This is a genomic window from Bacillus sp. SRB3LM (assembly GCF_015712745.1).
Classification (GTDB): Bacteria; Bacillota; Bacilli; order Bacillales; family Bacillaceae_G; genus Bacillus_A; species Bacillus_A thuringiensis_K.
Genome location: NZ_VWVQ01000008.1, coordinates 481,975 through 499,455, shown reverse-complemented (window position 1 = coordinate 499,455; position 17,481 = coordinate 481,975). Strand labels below are relative to the sequence as shown.

Genomic DNA, 17,481 nt, shown 5'->3' with positions numbered 1-17,481 from the left:
TCGTGAGGTAGAAAAACAAGCTATTTACAATTGCGCGGAATCTCAGCAATTGCATCTAGGTGTATTGTAATATAAAATAGTTGAACAGGAGTTTAATTTATTATGGAGGTGCTATGTCTAGTATGAATACGAACGAAAGAATCGTGCCCCTCCTACCATTAAGAGGCGTTCTCGTATATCCAACGATGGTTTTGCATCTTGATGTAGGACGTGATAAATCGATACAAGCACTAGAGCAGGCGGCAATGGATGAAAATATCATCTTTTTAGCAATGCAAAAAGAAATGAATATCGATGATCCGAAAGAAGATGACATATATAGTGTAGGTACGGTGGCGAAAGTGAAGCAAATGTTAAAATTGCCGAACGGTACGCTTCGTGTCCTTGTGGAAGGTTTACATAGAGCAGAAGTAATAGAGTTTATCGAAGAAGAAAATGTAGTACAAGTGTCTATTAAAACGGTAACTGAAGAAGTAGAAGATGATTTAGAAGAGAAAGCTTTTATGCGTACGTTACTGGAGCATTTCGAACAATATATTAAAGTTTCGAAAAAAGTTTCAAATGAAACATTTGCAACGGTAGCTGATGTGGAAGAACCAGGGAGATTAGCTGATCTAATTGCTTCTCACTTGCCAATTAAAACGAAGCAGAAACAAGAGATTCTAGAGATTGTATCTGTAAAAGAACGATTACAAACACTTATTTCAATTATTCAAGATGAACAAGAGTTACTTAGCCTAGAAAAGAAAATTGGGCAAAAAGTGAAACGTTCCATGGAGCGCACGCAAAAAGAATATTTCTTACGTGAGCAAATGAAGGCGATTCAAACTGAACTTGGCGACAAAGAAGGCAAGGGCGGAGAAGTAGAAGAACTTCGTGAGAAAATTGAACAGTCAGGAATGCCGGAAGAAACAATGAAGGCTGCGCTGAAAGAATTAGATCGTTATGAAAAGTTACCAGCAAGTTCTGCGGAGAGTGGTGTTATTCGCAATTATATTGATTGGTTATTAGCGCTTCCGTGGACAGAGGCAACAGAAGATATAATTGACCTTGCTCATTCGGAAGAGATTTTAAATAACGATCATTACGGTCTTGAAAAAGTGAAAGAGCGTGTACTTGAATATTTAGCTGTACAGAAGTTAACGAATTCATTAAAAGGACCTATCCTTTGTTTAGTAGGCCCTCCTGGGGTCGGCAAAACTTCGTTAGCGCGTTCAATTGCAACATCATTGAATCGTAACTTCGTCCGTGTATCTCTTGGTGGTGTGCGTGATGAATCTGAAATTCGTGGTCACCGCCGTACATATGTTGGAGCAATGCCAGGACGCATTATTCAAGGTATGAAAAAGGCGAAAACAGTTAATCCAGTCTTCTTATTAGATGAGATTGATAAAATGTCTAACGATTTCCGTGGAGATCCATCAGCGGCATTACTTGAAGTATTAGATCCAGAACAAAACCATAACTTCAGTGATCATTACATTGAAGAACCATATGATCTATCAAAAGTTATGTTTGTAGCAACTGCTAATACACTTTCAAGTATTCCAGGTCCATTACTTGACCGTATGGAAATCATTTCGATTGCTGGCTATACAGAACTTGAAAAAGTACACATTGCTCGTGAGCATTTATTGCCGAAACAATTAAAAGAACATGGCTTACGAAAAGGTAATTTACAAGTGCGTGATGAAGCGCTGCTTGAGATTATTCGTTATTATACACGTGAGGCTGGTGTTCGTACGCTAGAGCGCCAAATTGCAAAAGTTTGCCGTAAAGTAGCGAAGATTATCGTTACAGCAGAACGTAAACGTATCGTTGTGACAGAGAAAAAGATTGTTGATTTACTTGGTAAACACATATTCCGTTATGGGCAAGCTGAAAAAACAGACCAAGTTGGTATGGCAACAGGTCTAGCTTACACAGCAGCAGGCGGCGATACACTTGCCATTGAAGTTTCTGTAGCGCCAGGAAAAGGGAAACTAATTTTAACAGGGAAACTTGGGGATGTTATGAAAGAATCAGCACAAGCTGCGTTTAGTTATATACGTTCTCGTGCAGAAGAGCTTCAGATTGATCCGAATTTCCATGAGAAAAATGATATTCATATTCACGTTCCAGAAGGAGCAGTTCCAAAAGACGGACCGTCAGCAGGTATTACGATGGCAACGGCACTTATTTCTGCGCTAACAGGTATTCCTGTAAGTAAAGAAGTGGGTATGACAGGTGAAATTACACTTCGTGGTCGTGTATTACCAATTGGTGGTTTAAAAGAAAAAACATTAAGTGCTCACCGCGCAGGCTTAACAAAAATTATTTTGCCAGCAGAAAACGAGAAAGATTTAGATGATATTCCAGAGAGCGTAAAAGAAAACCTTACGTTTGTGCTTGCATCTCATTTAGATGAAGTATTGGAGCACGCATTAGTAGGAGTGAAACAATGAAAGTAACAAAAGCAGATATTGTAATTAGTGCTGTTAAACCAGAACAATATCCAGACAGTGATTTACCAGAAATTGCATTAGCAGGTCGTTCAAATGTGGGGAAGTCTTCCTTTATTAATAAAATTTTAAATCGTAAAAAGTTAGTGCGTATTTCTTCTAAACCAGGAAAAACGCAAACGCTGAACTTTTTCTTAATCAATGAGATGATGCACTTTGTTGATGTTCCAGGTTACGGATATGCAAAAGTATCTAAATCGGAGCGCGCTGCATGGGGGAAAATGATTGAAACGTACTTTACAACTCGTGAGCAATTAGACGCAGCTGTATTAGTAGTTGATTTACGTCACCAACCAACAAGTGATGACGTGATGATGTATGATTTCTTAAAGCATTATGAAATCCCAACAATTATTATTGCGACGAAAGCCGATAAAATTCCGAAAGGGAAATGGCAAAAGCATTTAAAAGTTGTAAAAGAAACGCTTGCTGTTGAAATTGGCGATGAAATTGTTCTATTCTCTTCTGAAACAGGACTTGGAAAAGAAGAAGCGTGGAAAGCAATTCATAAATTTACAAAAACAAAAAACGCGTGACGAATGTCGCGCGTTTTTGTTTTGCTAAATTTTTTAGCGTACGTTTAATGTAACTTCAATATTTCCTCGTGTTGCTTTCGAGTAAGGACATACACCGTGAGCCGCTTCTACAAGTTCTTGTGCTTCGCTATGTGAAACGCCAGCCACATGTACATCAAGTACAGCAGATAGACCGAAACCACCATCTGTATCTTTTCCGATAGAAACGTGAGCAGTTACTTCTGTACTTTCTACTTTTATACGTTTTGTACGAATGACAAGTTGTAATGCACTATCGAAACAAGCTGCATAACCAGCTGCAAATAGTTGTTCTGGATTTGTTGCTTCTCCGCCTGCACCACCTAGTGCTTTCGGCATTTTTACATCAAGATTTAATATGCCATCATCTGAAACTACTTTCCCATTTCTTCCACCTGTTGCTGTTACTGAAGCAGTATATAATTTATCCATATTTATTCCCCTTTTCCATCATTAATTGTTTTCATTGTGTCAATTAGTTTATTTAGTTGAATTAATAAAGAGAGATATTCTTGCTCTGTAATTCCTAAGTTTGTAGCCATCGTTGTCGGTAATGAACAAGCCTTTTCCTTTAAATCTTTGCCTTGTTCTGTTAATTCAATACAAACTTTTCGCTCGTCTTCTTTGGAACGAACACGTTTTACAAGTTTTAATGATTCCATTCGTTTTAACATAGGTGTTAACGTACCAGAATCTAAAAATAGACGTTCTCCAATTTCTTTTACTGTTAGTCCATCTTGCTCCCATAGTACGAGTAAAGTAATGTACTGGGGATACGTAATACCCATTTCTTCTAAATAAGGTCGATAAAAACGAGTAACCTCTCTAGAGCAGGCGTAAATAGAAAAACAAAGTTGGTTATCTAGATGCAAAGAGTTTTCTGTCATAAATAACTCCCTTCTAATTAAGTTGTGCACAATTTAATTTTGTAAAACTAATATAACGAAAAAGAAATACAATGTCAAATACATTGTATTGAGAAAGTCTTTGTTACATTTTGGAACAATCATACATATTTTCCTTCATGATGAAAGAAGATAGGGAAGATGATGTTATAATTTATATGGAATAGTTTCCATCACTTGATTATGAGGGCTTTTTTTGGTAACGTACAAATAGAGTTATTAATTTATAATCATTATAAAGTAGAGGTTTTTTTATTAGTGTTACTGAATCTCCTTTATTACATACGGAGAATAATTAAAAAATAATCGGTTGTTCACACGATTGTCAGATTCATAAGAGGAAAGTTGTATTATGATAGTAGATAAAGTGATAAAACGGGTGAAGGGGGACATGCTGCGTGCATATTCTTGTTGTTAGTGTAAATTATCGAACAGCCCCTGTAGAATTTCGTGAGAAACTCACATTTCAGGCAGCAGAACTAGAGCGAGCGATGACTACATTACAAAATCAAAAGAGCGTGTTAGAGAATGTCATTGTATCAACTTGTAATCGCACTGAGATTTATGCTGTTGTCGATCAATTACACACGGGACGGTATTATATTAAGAAGTTTTTAGCTGATTGGTTTCAGCTTGAAATAGAAGAAGTTGCGCCATATTTAACTATTTTTGAACAAGATGGTGCAATAGATCATTTATTCCGCGTAACGTGCGGTTTAGATTCAATGGTAGTCGGAGAAACGCAGATTTTAGGTCAAATAAAAGATAGCTTCTTAGAAGCGCAACAAGTTAAAGCAACAGGCACAATTTTTAATGAATTGTTTAAGCAAGTCATTACATTAGCAAAACGTGCCCACTCAGAAACAACAATCGGGGAAAGTGCGATGTCTGTTAGTTATGCTGCTGTTGAGCTTGGAAAGAAAATATTTGGCGAGTTAACAGATTGTCATGTGCTTATTCTTGGTGCTGGTAAAATGGGCGAACTTGCACTGCAAAACTTATATGGAAGTGGTGCTCGTAAAGTAACAGTTATGAATAGGACGCTTTCGAAAGCAGAAGTAATGGCTGAGAAATATATGGGACATGCAAAATCGTTAAGCGAATTACAATGTGCATTATTAGAAGCAGATATTTTAATTAGTTCAACTGGTGCATCTGAGTATGTCATTACGAAAGAGATGATGACAAAGGTGGAGAAAATGCGCTCTGGTCGCCCTTTATTTATGGTTGATATTGCAGTACCACGTGATATTGATCCAGCGATTGATGAGTTAGAAGGTTCTTTCTTGTATGACATTGATGATCTGCAAGGAGTAGTGGAGGCAAACCGTGCTGAGCGTTTAAAAGAAGCAGAGAAAATTCAATTTATGATTGAAGAGGAAATTGTTCTATTTAAAACGTGGTTAAGTACACTTGGTGTTGTTCCATTAATATCAGCTCTTCGTGATAAGGCACTTGCAATCCAAAGTGAAACGATGGTAAGCCTAGAGCGAAAAATACCAAACCTTAGTGATCGTGAGAAAAAAGTTATTAGTAAGCATACGAAAAGTATTATTAATCAATTATTAAAAGACCCAATTTTAGTAGCGAAAGAAATAGCTGCTGAAGAGGGAGCGAGCGAAAAATTAGCGTTATTTGCGAAGATTTTCGATTTAGAAACGGAAGAAGTAGAGAGTCGTGCGGAAGAAGTAGAACATAAAAGAGTGTGGACACCATCCGTTCCATCTTTATAATTTGGAAGGATGATCGGATGAGTTTTTTAAATAACAGTATTATTTATCATATTGCAATTATTTTATATGCTTGTAGCATTAGTTTATATTTTATAGATTATTTCCAAAGTAACCGAAAGGCGAACCGATTTGCTTTTTGGTTACTTTCGATTGTATGGGTATTGCAGTCTATTTTTATGTTGCTTAGGGCGACAGATTCAGAAACGAACCCCATTTTAACTTTATTATCAGGGATTTATTTTTATGTTTGGTTATTGATTACGATGTCATTAGTCATAAATCGATTTATGCGCGTTGACTTTTTAGTCTTCTTTACAAATGTTGTTGCATTTGGCGTAAGCGCTTTTTCTATTTTTACACCGCTCGGAAAGATGTCGCCAGTACTTGCAGAGCAATTAGTTTCAGAACTTGTATACGTGCATGTTGGAATGGCGATTATTTCTTATGCAACGTTTACGGTATCGTTTATTTTTTCTATTATGTATTTACTGCAATATCGCCTATTAAAAAAGAAAAAGTGGAATGCGAGATTAAGAAGGTTAGGGAATTTACCGAAGCTTGAATCTACGTCTTACGGATTAAATTTATTTTCTGTTCCATTTTTCTTACTAGCAATTTTATTAGGATGTATATGGGGATATACAAAATTAGATAATTTTCATTGGTATGATACGAAAGTAATTGGTTCGTTTGTCGTTCTATTTGTATACTGTGCGGGCTTGTATTTAAGAGCGGCAGATGTGTTGCAAGGGAAGAAAATTGTACTGTGGAATGTAGGGGCCTTTCTCGTAATGCTAGTTAACATTTTTTTATTAAGTAGTTTATCTAATTTCCACTTTTGGTATTTATAATGAGGAGAGAGAATTATGCGCAAAATTATTGTAGGGTCACGAAAGAGTAAGCTAGCATTAACACAAACAAACTGGTTTATTGATCAGTTAAAAGCACTTGGTTTACCATATGAATTTGAAGTGAAAGAAATTGTCACTAAAGGTGATGTGATTTTAGATGTTACTCTTTCAAAAGTAGGCGGAAAAGGTTTGTTCGTTAAAGAAATTGAGCATGCGTTACTTACGAAAGAAATCGATATGGCTGTACATAGTATGAAAGATATGCCAGCCGTACTTCCAGAAGGATTGATGATTGGCTGTACACCAAAGCGTGTTGACCCTCGTGATGCTTTTATCTCAAAAAATGGAGCATCGTTTAAAGAGTTAGCGGAAGGTGCTATTTTAGGTACGAGTAGTTTAAGACGTAGTGCACAGCTACTCGCTGCGAGACCAGATTTACAAGTGAAGTGGATTCGCGGAAATATCGATACACGTTTACGTAAATTAAAAGAAGAGGATTACGATGCGATTATTTTAGCGACAGCTGGATTACAAAGAATGGGCTGGGATGATGAAGTTATTACAGAACATTTAGATGAAACGTTATGTGTACCTGCTGTAGGACAAGGTGCATTAGCGATTGAATGTCGTGAGGACGATAAGGATTTATTGCAGCTGTTAGCGCATATTAATGATGCGATAACAGAAAGAACAGTGGCAGCGGAGCGAGTATTTCTTCATAAACTTGAAGGTGGATGCCAAGTTCCAATCGCTGGATATGCAACCCTTACAAAAAATGATGCAATCGAATTAACAGCTCTTGTCGGCTCTATGGATGGCTCTGTTTTATTAAAAGAGACAGTAGTGGGTACTAATCCTGAGGAAGTAGGATTAGAGGCCGCAGACCGTTTAATTAAGCGAGGCGCCAAAGAACTCATTCTTGCTGCAAATAAGGAGCAACAATAAATATGAACGCTCTCGCTGGAAAAACGGTATTGATTACACGTACCCAGCATCAAGCGAAACAAATGAGTGTAGCAGTGAAAGAAAAGAGCGGAATTCCATTGGAAATTCCGCTTTTGCGTATGGAAGGTATGTCTCATAGGCAAATTCAACATATCAAAGAGCAGCTACATTCATACGACTGGGTTATTTTTACGAGCAGAAATGGTGTAGCTTTTTTTCTAGATAGTTTAAAAAAGAAACTACCACTAACCATTAAAATCGCTGCAGTAGGTGTGAAAACAAAATTAGAGTTAGAAAAAAGGGGCTATCAAGTTCATTTTGTTCCGACTTCATTTGTTGCAGAAGCATTTGCAGAAGAGTTTCTAAAAGAATTAAGTGGAAACGAACGTATTTTATTTCCGAAAGGGAATTTAGCAAGAGAGGTAATTCCGGTTGAACTTCGGGAAATTGGTGTTTCTCTAGATGAGCTAATCGTATACGGTACGAAAGTGAATATAGAAAAAAAGCAAGAGCTTATAGCGGCATTGAAGTTAGGGAAAGTAGACATCATTACATTTACGAGTCCTTCAACTGTTACTAGTTTTGTTCGTTTACTTGAGGGTACAAACTGGAGAGAATGGACAAAAAAATGTACAATTGCTTGTATAGGACCTATTACGGAAAAAGAGGCAAGTCTTTATTTTCCGTCTGTTATTGTGCCGAAAGAGTATACTGTAGAAGCATTACTACAATATGTTTGTGAATCTATAAAATGAAAGAATGGGGATAGAAATCTATGAACTCTTTACAATTTAATCGTCATCGTCGTTTAAGACAAAGCGGGGGCATGCGTGCGCTTGTGCGTGAAACGTTTTTACATACGGAAGATTTTATTTACCCTATTTTTGTATTAGAAGGTGAAAATGTTCGTAATGAAGTTCCTTCTATGCCAGGCGTATATCAAATGTCTTTAGATTTATTGCAAGCTGAAATGCAAGAAGTTGTTGATTTAGGTATTCGTTCTGTTATTGTATTTGGTTTACCTGCTGAAAAGGATGAAGTTGGATCATCAGCATATTGTGATCATGGAATTGTACAACGTGCTATTCAGCAAATTAAAGGTGATTTCCCTGAGCTAGTAGTAGTTGCAGACACATGTTTATGTCAATTTACAAGCCATGGTCATTGCGGTGTAATTGAAGATGGTATTATTTTAAATGACGAGTCTCTTGCGGTTCTTGCGAAAACAGCTGTAAGTCAAGCGAAAGCAGGAGCGGACATTATTGCGCCATCAAACATGATGGACGGCTTCGTAACAGCAATTCGCCAAGCATTAGACGAAAATGGTTTTGAACACGTGCCAGTTATGTCGTACGCTGTGAAATATTCATCAGCATTTTATGGACCATTCCGTGATGCTGCGCATGGTGCACCACAATTTGGTGACCGTAAAACATATCAAATGGATCCGGCAAACCGTATGGAAGCATTCCGTGAAGCAGAATCAGATGTAATGGAAGGTGCAGATTTCTTAATCGTAAAACCAGCTCTTTCTTACTTAGATATCGTTCGTGATGTGAAAAATAACTTTAATTTACCAGTTGTCGCTTATAATGTAAGTGGTGAATATTCGATGATTAAAGCGGCAGCGCAAAATGGTTGGATTAATGAAAAAGAAGTTGTTCTTGAAAAATTAATTAGTATGAAACGTGCAGGGGCAGATTTAATTATTACGTATCATGCAAAAGATGCAGCAAGATGGTTACAAGAAGGAGGCACTAAATAATGAAAAAGTTTGATAAGTCAATTGCAGCGTTTGAAGAGGCGCAAGACTTAATGCCTGGTGGCGTAAATAGCCCGGTTCGTGCCTTTAAGTCTGTTGGGATGAATCCGTTGTTTATGGAGCGTGGAAAAGGTTCTAAAGTATATGATATCGATGGGAATGAATACATCGATTACGTATTATCATGGGGTCCTTTAATTCATGGTCATGCAAATGATCGTGTTGTAGAAGCGTTAAAATCTGTCGCTGAAAGAGGTACAAGCTTCGGTGCACCAACAGAAATTGAAAATAAATTAGCAAAACTTGTTATTGAGCGCGTGCCATCAATTGAGATTGTGCGTATGGTTAACTCTGGAACGGAAGCAACAATGAGTGCACTACGTTTAGCTCGTGGTTATACAGGTCGTAATAAAATCTTGAAATTTATTGGTTGTTACCACGGTCATGGTGATTCGTTATTAATTAAAGCTGGTTCTGGTGTGGCGACTTTAGGTTTACCAGATAGTCCTGGTGTACCAGAAGGTGTAGCGAAAAATACGATTACAGTAGCTTATAACGATTTAGAAAGCGTAAAATACGCGTTTGAACAATTCGGTGATGATATTGCTTGTGTAATTGTAGAACCAGTAGCAGGAAATATGGGGGTTGTTCCTCCGCAGCCTGGATTTTTAGAAGGGCTTCGTGAAGTAACAGAACAAAACGGTGCATTGCTTATTTTTGATGAAGTAATGACAGGGTTCCGAGTAGCTTATAATTGTGGTCAAGGTTATTATGGCGTAACACCTGATTTAACATGCTTAGGTAAAGTAATCGGTGGTGGTTTACCGGTAGGAGCATACGGTGGTAAAGCAGAAATTATGCGCCAAGTTGCGCCAAGCGGACCGATTTACCAAGCTGGTACTTTATCAGGTAACCCACTTGCAATGGCGGCAGGTTATGAAACGTTAATACAGTTAACGCCAGAATCATATGTAGAATTTGAGCGTAAAGCTGAAATGTTAGAAGATGGATTACGTAAAGCAGCTGAAAAACATGGCATTCCGCATCATATTAACCGTGCAGGCTCTATGATTGGTATTTTCTTTACAGATGAACCTGTTATTAATTACGATGCAGCAAAATCTTCAAATTTAGAATTCTTTGCGGCTTACTATCGTGAAATGGTAGAACAAGGTGTATTCTTACCACCATCTCAATTCGAAGGTTTATTCTTATCGACAGCACATAGTGATGCAGATATTGAAGCGACGATTGCAGCAGCTGAAATTGCAATGTCAAAATTAAAAGCGTAATGTATTAGAGAAAATCGCTCTCCATAAGGGGAGCGATTTTTTTTATTCATAAAGTAAGCTTTCTGCACATAAATCTGTAATGACATATAGTTTGGGAGGGGGAAAAGAAGTGGCTGCAGATCATTCATTACGATTTTCATTAAAAGAATCTGTGTGGTTCCAAAAAGGACAGGAAGTCGAAGAACTTTTGTCAATTTCGTTAGATCCAGACGTTGAGATAGAAGAGCTTGATCATGAAGTAATCGTGAGAGGACAATTAGATTTAACGGGAGAGTATGTTGCACGAAAAGATGATTCGGCGTATTCATTAAGAGAACTATCGCCAGCAAAGTCAATTGATTATGTAGAAACAAGAGAAGATGGGGTTAATGAACTTGTTCATTCCTTTCCACTTGAAATATCAATTCCGAGAAATCGAGTGAAAGTAATTGAAGAGCTATATGTATCAATCGAGGAATTTGATTATGAATTAAAGGAAAATGGTTGCTTACAATTATTAGCGGATATATCTATTACCGGTTTGTGTGATGAAGAGAGAGGCGAGGATGAAGTTGAAGAGGAAGAAACGGTGTATGCTGAGTTAGAAGAAGATTCAGCGCAAGAGGATGAAAATAGACCGGCGCCGCATGTAGAAGAACCAGCATATAAGGAGTCAGATAAGTGGGAAGATTACGCATTTGAACCGTTCCAATTAGAGGAAAGAAAAGAGCAGGAATTTGAAGAAGAGAAAATAGAAGAACATGAATTTGTGGAACGTGAAGAGGAGCAAGAAACAACGCCGCAATTTGAACTGTTCGGACGAAAAGATTTCAAGAAAGAAAAAGCGAAAAAGCAGGAAGAACAAGAAGAAGAGTACTCACAGCGAGATGAAAATGCGCTTTATTTAACAAAACTATTTACGAAAGAACCGGAAGAAGAATTTACAAAGTTAAGAATGTATTTCGTGCAAGAAGGAGATACAATTGAATCTATTGCAGACCGTTATGAAACGTCTGTACAAAATTTATACCGTGTTAATCAAACAGAAGATATATTTTTAAATATGGGGCAAATTATTTATATTCCCGTTTCAAGGGTAAAGACGAAATAAGGAAGTGAGTGTTTTCACTCACTTCCTTTCTTAGAGGCTATGTTTTGAATAGAAAGGGTTATTCGTATGGATATTGAGTTGCGAAATCACTATGAACCTATCGTGAGGCAATATAGATTGGATACGCAGCATATGGAAGAGCACGGAAATGTAATGAAAATTTATACGAATCAAGGTCCATATGCACTCAAGAAAATAGAAGGCAGAAAGTTAGAGCGGAATAACTTTCTGCATCATATTCAATATTTGAAGGAGAAAGGTTTTTCAAATTATGTACCTATATATCATGCGACGGATGGAAGTTATATTTTAAGTGACGGGACGTATAATTATTATTTAATGCCTTGGTTAGAACGTGCAGAAGGAAACGGTGAGGACAATGATCAATACCATAAAATGTTTCAGACACTTGGAACGTTGCATCAAAAAACTGTGAAGGAAGAAACGTATACGGAAGAAGATTTAGAAAAACATTATACAAGTATATCCGATCGTTGGGAAAATGATGGTGAGATGTTAGAAGAGTTTCTCGTAGAATCTGAATCAAAATGGTATATGTCCCCGTTTGAATTGCAATATTGTACGTACTATCATCATGTAATGAGAGCGCGTGAATTTGCAACGAAGCAATTAAATGAGTGGAACGATGCGATGAAAGAAAAAGAGAAAACGCGTATTACTTTTGTGCATGGTAATGTGTCACTTAATCATTTTTTATTTGACTATGAGCGGAATGGCTATTTTATTAGTTTAGAAAAATCGAAGTTTGCAACGCCTGTGCAAGATATAGTAGGTTTTTATTCACGGTCTTTAAACACATATCCAATCGCAAGAAGTGATCGATTTGAATGGTTTCAAATGTATCAAAAAAATTTCCCTTTTACGAAAGAAGAGCAACTACTTATGTTTGCGTATATGACGTATCCATCGCAATTTATTCGGCAAATCCAGTCCTATAAGAAAAGAAGAGATAATCGCAACGAGGAAAATGAACTGCGCGGAGTAAAGAGTTTGCAACAATCGCATTGGCTCGTTAGCAATATAGAATATTTCCTGTCACAATTACAAGCTGCCCAGCAAGGGAACGGATAAAGAAGATAAGTAGAGGGTACTACTTATCTTCTTTTTTTCATTCCAAAAGCTATAGTCTTAAATTTATCTTGACGAATAAGGTTTCGTTTTTTACACTATTGTATATAATAATTAACAATCATATAAATGCCTTGAAGGGGAAGAGTATAACATGAAACGTCTTCAGAGAGGAGAATCATTAGCTGGGAGATTCTCTAGATAGTTATGTTAGAAGGTAGCCCTGGAGCATCTTTTCTGAACGGAATAGTTCTTATTAGGAAAAGACGGATTTATCCGTTATCAAATTAAGAGTATAAGCAAATTCTGAATTTGTTTGTAAATAAAGGTGGTACCGCGATGTCCCTCGCCCTTTTTTGGATGAGGGGCATTTTTTATTTTAAGGAGGGAAAATAATGTCAAACACGGAAAAGAATTTACCAACTAAATATGATCATATGTCCGTTGAAGAAGGCCTTTATCAATGGTGGCTTGAAGGCAAATATTTTGAAGCAACAGGAGACGAGAAGAAACAACCGTATACAATTGTAATTCCACCTCCGAACGTAACTGGTAAGTTACACCTAGGTCATGCTTGGGATACAACTCTTCAAGATATTTTAACTCGTACGAAGCGTATGCAAGGATACGATGTACTATGGCTTCCAGGAATGGACCATGCTGGTATTGCAACACAAGCGAAAGTAGAAGGAAAACTTCGTGAAGAAGGTATTTCACGTTACGATCTTGGCCGTGAAAAATTCCTTGAAAAAGCTTGGGAGTGGAAAGAAGAGTATGCTTCTCACATTCGTCAACAATGGGGGAAAGTTGGTTTAGGACTAGACTATTCTCGTGAACGCTTCACATTAGACAAAGGTTTATCAGATGCGGTTAATAAAGTATTCGTTCAATTATACGAAAAAGGCTTAATTTACCGTGGTGAATATATCATCAACTGGGATCCAGCAACACGTACAGCTCTTTCTGATATTGAAGTAATTCATAAAGAAGTTCAAGGTGCATTCTACCATATGAACTATCCGTTAACAGATGGTTCTGGTCATATTCGTCTTGCGACAACTCGTCCAGAAACGATGCTTGGTGATACAGCAGTAGCAGTTCATCCCGAAGACGATCGTTACAAACATTTAATCGGAAAAACAGTTACACTTCCAATCGTAGGCCGTGAGATTCCGATTATTGCTGATGAGTACGTAGAAAAAGATTTCGGAACGGGCGTTGTAAAAATTACACCAGCTCATGACCCGAATGACTTTGAAGTAGGTAACCGTCATGACTTACCACGCATTTTAGTAATGAACGAAGATGGAACAATGAACGAAAAAGCTGGTAAGTATAACGGTATGGATCGTTTCGAATGCCGTAAAGAATTAGTGAAAGACTTACAAGAAGCTGGCGTATTAGTAGAAATCGAGCCACATATGCATTCAGTAGGTCATAGTGAGCGTAGCGGTGCAGTTGTTGAGCCTTACTTATCAACACAATGGTTCGTAAAAATGGCTCCACTTGCTGAAAAAGCAGTAGCGCTTCAACAAAAAGAAGAAGAAAAAGTAACGTTCGTACCAGAGCGTTTTGAAAACACATATTTACGATGGATGGAAAATATTCATGACTGGTGTATTTCTCGTCAATTATGGTGGGGACACCGTATTCCAGCTTGGTACCATAAAGAAACTGGTGAAGTATACGTAGGTACAGAAGCACCAGCAGATATTGAAAACTGGAATCAAGATAACGACGTACTTGATACATGGTTCAGTTCAGCATTATGGCCATTCTCAACACTTGGTTGGCCAAATGAAGATTCAGCAGACTTCAAACGTTACTATTCAACAGATGCACTAGTAACGGGTTATGACATCATCTTCTTCTGGGTATCTCGTATGATTTTCCAAGGTTTAGAGTTTACAGGCGAGCGTCCATTTAAAGATGTATTAATTCACGGTTTAGTTCGTGATGAGCAAGGTCGTAAGATGAGTAAATCTCTTGGTAACGGTATTGACCCAATGGATGTTATCGAGAAGTACGGTGCAGATGCAATGCGTTTCTTCTTATCAACAGGAAGTGCACCAGGTCAAGATTTACGTTTCAGCATGGAAAAAGTAGAATCTACTTGGAACTTCATTAATAAAATTTGGAACGCATCACGTTTCGTATTAATGAACATGGATGACATGAAGTATGAAGAAATCGATTTAACTGGTGAAAAATCAGTTGCAGATAAGTGGATCTTAACTCGCTTAAACGAAACAATCGAAAGTGTAACACGTAACATGGATAAATATGAGTTCGGTGAAGCTGGACGTTCATTATACAACTTCATTTGGGACGATTTCTGTGACTGGTACATTGAAATGGCGAAGCTTCCACTATACGGTGAAGATGAAGCAGCTAAGAAAACAACTCGTTCAATTTTAGCTTACGTATTAGATCAAACAATGCGTCTATTACACCCATTCATGCCATTCGTAACAGAGAAGATTTGGCAACATTTACCGCATGAAGGTGAATCTATTACAGTAGCTGCGTGGCCAACAGTTCGCGAAGATTTACAAGATACGGAAGCTGCGGCAGAAATGCACCTTCTAGTTGATATCATTCGCTCTGTTCGTAACATCCGTGCAGAAGTAAATACACCAATGAGCAAAAAAGTTCAAATGCAAATTAAAGCAAAAGATGAGGCTGTACTTGCTCAACTTACGAAAAATAGCTCTTACATTGAGCGTTTCTGTAACCCAAGCGAATTAACAATTCAAACGGACTTACAAGCGCCAGAAAAAGCAATGACTGCAATCGTAACAGGTGCAGAGTTATTCTTACCGTTAGCTGATCTTATCAATCTTGATGAAGAGAGAGCTCGTCTTGAGAAAGAACTTGAGAAGTTCGATAAAGAAGTAGAACGTGTACAGAAGAAACTTTCTAACCAAGGTTTCGTAGCGAAAGCTCCTGCAGCAGTTATTGACGGAGAGCGTGCGAAAGAGCAAGACTACCTAGAAAAACGCGAAGCAATTCGTCAACGTCTAGCTGCTCTTGAAAAATAAGGTTATAGTTTAAGCAGTTCTAAATAATTTCTGTAATTCATTGTACGTCGAAAAAGAGAAGTCTGGAATCTGACTTCTCTTTTGTTTGTATATAGCATGAATCGTCTCGATTCCTTTTAATGTACGTGAAGCATGGCGGAGATTTTGAAATCCTGCGGATGTAACAAAACGTCTCTTGATATGTCTATGATCTTGTTCGATGAGGTTATTGAGATGCTTAACGGTGCAATGTTTCGTATGCACATAAAAACCGTTCTTTTTCAGTTTTTTGAACGCACAAAGTAAGGCTGGAGCCTTGTCTGTTGTAAGAACTGTTGGTTCTCCAAAAGCTTTCACTAACCTTTTCATAAACATATAAGCGGCTTGATGATCCCTTGTTTTACGAAGTTGAATATCCAAGGTGTATCCTTCTCGATCAATCGCACGATAAAGATACCACCACTCTCCTTTGATTTTGATGTAGGTTTCATCTAAATGCCACGCTCTTATCGTACAAGTCGCTCAAACAAATCTGCGAAACTCATCCCGACATTATTCTTTCGTTTCATGTGCTTCTCAAGATAGATTTTCGTCGTTTGAACCTGTTCATGGCCAAGTGTCTGCATTAAATGGTATAAATCAGCGTTTCCTTGTTCCACAGCCATAATCGCAAACGCATGACGGAATGTATGCGCTGTTACAGGGTTTTCGCGATATTGTAGAAATTCTAAATTTGTCTTTTTTATCATATCTGTTACCTGGTTTGATAACGTTTTGGGATTATAAAAGTTTCCTCTTTGATTAATAAATACAGGACTTTCATCTCCCTGGTCCAATACAGTTTGCAATCCTCTTCTCCGTCTCATCTCACATATACATTGGAATAAATGTTCAGAAATGAAAAGTTCACGTACTTTATCCCCTTTTCCTGTGACTTTTAACCAATACTTTCCGTCATAATGTAAGTCTTTCACTCTCGCGGTGCACAATTCTTGCATTCTTGCACCGGTACTTGCTAGAGCTAGTAAAATGGTATAGTTTACTACATGCCCTTGTTCTTTATAAAACCCTAAAATTTTCATCACTTCATCATAGGATAGGTCTCGATTTGGCCGATCCTGTTCATTTACATTCGCGCGCTGCAGTTCTTCATGAAGAGGCTTTTCGATGTAAGAAAATACATGAAGATGTTTTAGAAAAGAACGAATGAGCACTGTTTTCTTTGCAAGTGTTGCAACCGCGTACGTATCCCCATTTCTACCGTTCTCTACCTGCTTCAACCAAGCATTATATTTACGAATATGCCAAGGTTGTAATGTTTTTAATAAAGAATCCTTTTTCTGTACCTCTTCCCCATTCAATTCGAATTCTTCTGCATGCTGCACCATGCACTGACAAAATGATAAGATTTCGGAAACATAACTCTTTTTCGTATCCTCTTTTCTATTCTTCTTCTCATCCATATCTTTTTGTAAATGTACGAAATGATAAATGACTTCCAGATCACTTAAATACGTATATTTACTCTTCCCCTCTTTTTCTGCAACCTCCATCTTCTCTTCTAATTTATCTACATAACGACTATCATGCAGAAATAGAACCATATCTCTTATATTTTCTACATATGTATCTATATCTTCACTTTGATTCATTGTTATAGTTAAGTTCTCTTTTTTATTTTGTTTATCCATACTTGGCATTCACCTTTCCTATTGATGATTATGAATATAACACTCTTT

At 37.5% G+C, this 17,481-nt stretch carries 14 protein-coding genes, 1 pseudogene and 1 other annotated feature; of the genes and pseudogenes, 11 read left to right on the top strand and 4 right to left on the bottom strand.

Annotated features, from left to right (window positions below):
* The first annotated feature begins 113 nt into the window (after window positions 1-113).
* Complete coding sequence (gene lon, locus F3I02_RS09550) at window positions 114-2,444, top strand: endopeptidase La (RefSeq protein WP_000097285.1); 2,331 nt, start codon at window positions 114-116, stop codon at window positions 2,442-2,444.
* Entirely contained in the window at window positions 2,441-3,037 is a 597-nt protein-coding gene (gene ysxC, locus F3I02_RS09545; protein WP_000869116.1) for a ribosome biogenesis GTP-binding protein YsxC, read from the top strand. Before lon ends, ysxC begins: the two co-directional genes overlap by 4 nt.
* Window positions 3,038-3,070: 33 nt before the next feature.
* Here ysxC and F3I02_RS09540 read toward each other — a convergent pair whose 3' ends face one another.
* Both F3I02_RS09540 and F3I02_RS09535 read right to left on the bottom strand, forming a co-directional pair.
* Window positions 3,071-3,487 (bottom strand): organic hydroperoxide resistance protein, encoded by a 417-nt coding sequence (locus tag F3I02_RS09540; protein ID WP_000359772.1) that lies wholly within the window; start codon window positions 3,485-3,487, stop codon window positions 3,071-3,073.
* Window positions 3,488-3,489: 2 nt separating this feature from the next.
* Window positions 3,490-3,942 carry a MarR family winged helix-turn-helix transcriptional regulator gene (locus F3I02_RS09535; protein WP_000138546.1) on the bottom strand — a complete coding sequence of 151 codons (453 nt, stop codon included), beginning with the start codon at window positions 3,940-3,942 and terminating at the stop codon, window positions 3,490-3,492.
* Between the two features lie 416 nt (window positions 3,943-4,358).
* Between F3I02_RS09535 and hemA the strand changes: the two genes are divergently transcribed.
* The 9 genes from hemA to F3I02_RS09490 all read left to right on the top strand — a co-directional run bounded on the left by hemA (window position 4,359) and on the right by F3I02_RS09490 (window position 15,763).
* Complete coding sequence (gene hemA, locus F3I02_RS09530) at window positions 4,359-5,693, top strand: glutamyl-tRNA reductase (RefSeq protein ID WP_000547868.1); 1,335 nt, start codon at window positions 4,359-4,361, stop codon at window positions 5,691-5,693.
* A 17-nt stretch (window positions 5,694-5,710) separates the two neighbouring features.
* On the top strand, window positions 5,711-6,544 hold the full coding sequence (locus F3I02_RS09525) for a cytochrome c biogenesis protein (protein ID WP_000009002.1): 834 nt from the start codon (window positions 5,711-5,713) through the stop codon (window positions 6,542-6,544).
* Window positions 6,545-6,559: 15 nt separating this feature from the next.
* Complete coding sequence (gene hemC / locus F3I02_RS09520; protein WP_001226400.1) at window positions 6,560-7,489, top strand: hydroxymethylbilane synthase; 930 nt, start codon at window positions 6,560-6,562, stop codon at window positions 7,487-7,489.
* A 2-nt stretch (window positions 7,490-7,491) separates the two neighbouring features.
* The gene (gene hemD / locus F3I02_RS09515; RefSeq protein WP_196477883.1) at window positions 7,492-8,244 is read left to right on the top strand and encodes a uroporphyrinogen-III synthase; all 753 of its coding nucleotides are present in this window, start codon (window positions 7,492-7,494) and stop codon (window positions 8,242-8,244) included.
* Window positions 8,245-8,264: 20 nt separating this feature from the next.
* Window positions 8,265-9,254, top strand: coding sequence for a porphobilinogen synthase (gene hemB / locus F3I02_RS09510; protein WP_001087067.1), 990 nt, complete (start codon window positions 8,265-8,267; stop codon window positions 9,252-9,254).
* A complete protein-coding gene (hemL, locus tag F3I02_RS09505; protein ID WP_000712940.1) occupies window positions 9,254-10,543 on the top strand; it encodes a glutamate-1-semialdehyde 2,1-aminomutase in 1,290 nt (429 codons plus the stop codon). Before hemB ends, hemL begins: the two co-directional genes overlap by 1 nt.
* A 79-nt stretch (window positions 10,544-10,622) precedes the next feature.
* Entirely contained in the window at window positions 10,623-11,633 is a 1,011-nt protein-coding gene (gene spoVID, locus F3I02_RS09500; protein ID WP_196477882.1) for a stage VI sporulation protein D, read from the top strand.
* Between the two features lie 66 nt (window positions 11,634-11,699).
* Window positions 11,700-12,725 carry a spore coat protein YsxE gene (gene ysxE / locus F3I02_RS09495; RefSeq protein ID WP_000350658.1) on the top strand — a complete coding sequence of 342 codons (1,026 nt, stop codon included), beginning with the start codon at window positions 11,700-11,702 and terminating at the stop codon, window positions 12,723-12,725.
* 122 nt (window positions 12,726-12,847) lie between these two features.
* Window positions 12,848-13,079: a binding site (T-box leader), on the top strand.
* A gap of 38 nt (window positions 13,080-13,117) precedes the next feature.
* A complete protein-coding gene (locus F3I02_RS09490; protein WP_196477881.1) occupies window positions 13,118-15,763 on the top strand; it encodes a valine--tRNA ligase in 2,646 nt (881 codons plus the stop codon).
* 9 nt (window positions 15,764-15,772) lie between these two features.
* Here F3I02_RS09490 and F3I02_RS09485 read toward each other — a convergent pair.
* Window positions 15,773-16,246: pseudogene (locus F3I02_RS09485) on the bottom strand (IS6 family transposase); the annotation flags it as partial.
* Window positions 16,247-16,248: 2 nt separating this feature from the next.
* Window positions 16,249-17,433, bottom strand: a complete 1,185-nt coding sequence (locus F3I02_RS09480) for a tyrosine-type recombinase/integrase (RefSeq protein ID WP_196477880.1) — start codon at window positions 17,431-17,433, stop codon at window positions 16,249-16,251.
* Window positions 17,434-17,481 lie beyond the last annotated feature (48 nt).